Annotated in this window: 2 protein-coding genes, 1 tRNA gene and 1 pseudogene; all 4 read right to left on the bottom strand. The window is 43.9% G+C overall.

Going from position 1 to position 2821, the window contains the following annotated elements; all coding sequences use genetic code 11:
• The coding region (locus tag K6C05_RS02280; RefSeq protein ID WP_296730800.1) for an adenosylhomocysteinase at positions 1-1197 on the bottom strand (1197 nt) is incomplete at its 3' end.
• Between the two features lie 205 nt (positions 1198-1402).
• A complete protein-coding gene (gene surE, locus K6C05_RS02275) occupies positions 1403-2170 on the bottom strand; it encodes a 5'/3'-nucleotidase SurE (RefSeq protein ID WP_296730799.1) in 768 nt (255 codons plus the stop codon).
• 133 nt (positions 2171-2303) lie between these two features.
• A tRNA-Lys gene (locus tag K6C05_RS02270) sits at positions 2304-2379 on the bottom strand.
• Between the two features lie 96 nt (positions 2380-2475).
• Positions 2476-2821: pseudogene (locus tag K6C05_RS02265) on the bottom strand (damage-inducible protein CinA); the annotation flags it as partial.

Below are 2821 nucleotides of genomic sequence, written 5' to 3'. Positions count from 1 at the left end.
GATCTTGATTCCCATGGCTGCCAGCTTGATTTTAGCAATTTTCTGATCAATTTCTTCAGGAAGTAAATATACCTTATTTTCAAGTTTATCGTGATTTTCAACGATATGAAGTGCTGAGAAGAATTGTACTCCCCAGGAAAGATCCATAATTTCTGCCGGATGTCCGTCCCCACAGGCTAGGTTAACCAAACGGCCTTCACCCAGCAGATAGAGCTTTTTGCCATTGGCAAACTTGAACTCCTCAATTCCATCCTTGACCTGTTTACGGGTTTCCGTAATGGATTCAAGCTCAGGAATATTGATTTCTACGTCAAAGTGACCGGAATTTGCCATAACAGCACCATCCTTCATGGAAGCAAAATGGCGCTCACGCAAAATATCCTTGTCCCCGGTCAGGGTAAGGAAAATGTCACCAATCTTGGCAGCCTCATCCATAGGCATTACCCGGAAGCCATCAAAAACAGCCTCTATCGCCTTGATCGGATCAACCTCGGTGATGATTACATTGGCACCCAATCCCTTGGCACGCATGGCACCGCCCTTGCCGCACCACCCATAGCCGGCAATAACAACAGTTTTACCGGAAATAACCAGATTGGTAGCACGCATAATGCCTTCCCATGTGGACTGCCCGGTACCATAACGATTATCAAAAAGGTACTTACAATATGCGTCATTGGCTGCAATCATAGGGAATTCCAGCTTGCCGGCAGCCTCCAGGGCCTTATCACGAATTACACCGGTAGTGGTTTCCTCTGAACCGCCAATGATTTTAGGCAGCAGCTCACGACGGTCATTATGTAGGCGATAAATCAAATCTCCACCATCATCCATTATGATATCAGGCTGGGAATCCAAGGCCATATCAATGTACTTATCGTATTCCTCCATAGTACATCCGTGATGGGCCAGGACTGTTACCCCGTCCTCCACCAGGGCTGCACAAACATCATCTTGGGTCGATAGCGGGTTTGAAGCAGTGGCAATAACCTCAGCCCCTGCATTTTTCAATACCAGTGCAAGATATGCCGTCTTGGCTTCAAGATGCATTGTCATGACCATGCGCTTACCGGCAAAGGGCTTTGATTTTGAATATTCCTCATTAACTGCCTTCATTACAGGCATAAAGTTCTTTACCCAGTTTATCTTATCATGTCCAGAAGGTGCCAATTTAATATCCTTGATTTTTGATTCCATAATACGCCTCCTATAGCATCATTTCATTTAACTTAACAATTTATTTTATCATGATTATCTTATATTATAACGCCATTGTTCAAATTTTTCTTTTGAAAAAATAAAAATCTTCCAATTAGCGTTTCAACGAGCTGGGAGATATGCTCACCAGCTGTTAAAGATTGATTCCCCCCCACCTTAAGAGAAAGGGGACATCTTAAGCTCGTTATAAAGTATTTCCGATACGATCACGCAAATAAAGACAATCAGATACCTTTAATCTGATAGGGGTAACGGTAATATGGCCGGCATTGCACAGCTCTACATCAGAATCCGGTGTATTGCCTTCATCTATGATTTCCCCCTCAACTACAAAGGACATCCTACCATCCTCAGAGACCTTTTTGATATAGGCATTTTCATAGTCCCTTATTCCCTGAGAGGCCCAATACCAGGCATAATCATCTGCAAAGGCCTTTGGGAAATTAATATTCAGAAGTCTGGGTACATCCTCGGCTGCAACCAGCTCAGGCAGTTTTTTTGACAGCTCCTCAGCTGCGGTATCAAAGCTGATGCTGGCGTGATAATCAAGGGAAACTGCCAATGAAGGAATATTATGAATAAAGCCTTCCTTGGCGGCACCTACCGTCCCGGAATAGATAAGGTCAGTACCAAGATTTGAACCATTGTTGATGCCGGAAATAATCAGTTCGGGATATTTTTCAGGCTTATGCTCAAGTATGCCTTCAAGATAAAGCTTGACACTGTCAGCTGGCGTACCGTGGATACCATACGCCTTTATTCCATATTTTTCCATAAGTGGCTTGTACTCATCCACATACAATGGTTGTCCCACTGTAATGGCATGGGCCTTGGCGCTTTGCTGCCCGGCAGGTGCTGCCACTGTTACCTCATGATTTTTGTATAAGGCTTTGACCAGGGCTTCAATCCCCGGTGACTGCACACCATCATCATTACTGATAAGAATTTTCATAATTATACCCTTTCTTCTTACAATACAAGGCCTTATCAGCCGCTACAATATCAATCAGCTAAATTTTAAGAAATATATACTCCATAATATTCAAAAAGCAGGCCGGAAAAATCCAACCTGCCATTCATTCACATGGTGACCCACCGGGGACTCGAACCCCGAACCTGCTGATTAAGAGTCAGATGCTCTACCAGTTGAGCTAGTGAGTCATTTATCAATACTGTTGTTTCTCACAACAGCATTTATTATACCCATATTCCATAGCATTGTCAACATTTTTCAACGAAATACTGTACCTGGGGCAGTTAGTCTTCATATACTGTTTTGATATATTTTTCTCCCAGTGCAGCCTTGCACTTTTCCACCATCGGCTTCAGCAAGTCAAGGGCGGCTTCCCTGTCAGGTGCCGCTGCAGTAATACGCACCAAGCAGCCATCCTCCTTGGCATAAGTGGCAACTGTAGGATTTGCACTGTCGCAAAGCTCCCCTAACCGCTCTGCACATGGCCCTTCGCCTACTATCGTCACAGAAATATCCTGTTGGCTATACATTTTAATATTTATGGAAACAAAAACCTTATCGCTGAATTTCCGCAAATATGGCACTGCATATTCTTCAAACATAGGCTGCATTTCCTTTGGCGGTCCCGGA

Source organism: Anaerovibrio sp., from assembly GCF_024697385.1.
GTDB lineage: Bacteria > Bacillota > Negativicutes > Selenomonadales > Selenomonadaceae > Anaerovibrio.
This window is presented reverse-complemented; position numbering and strand designations above follow the sequence as displayed.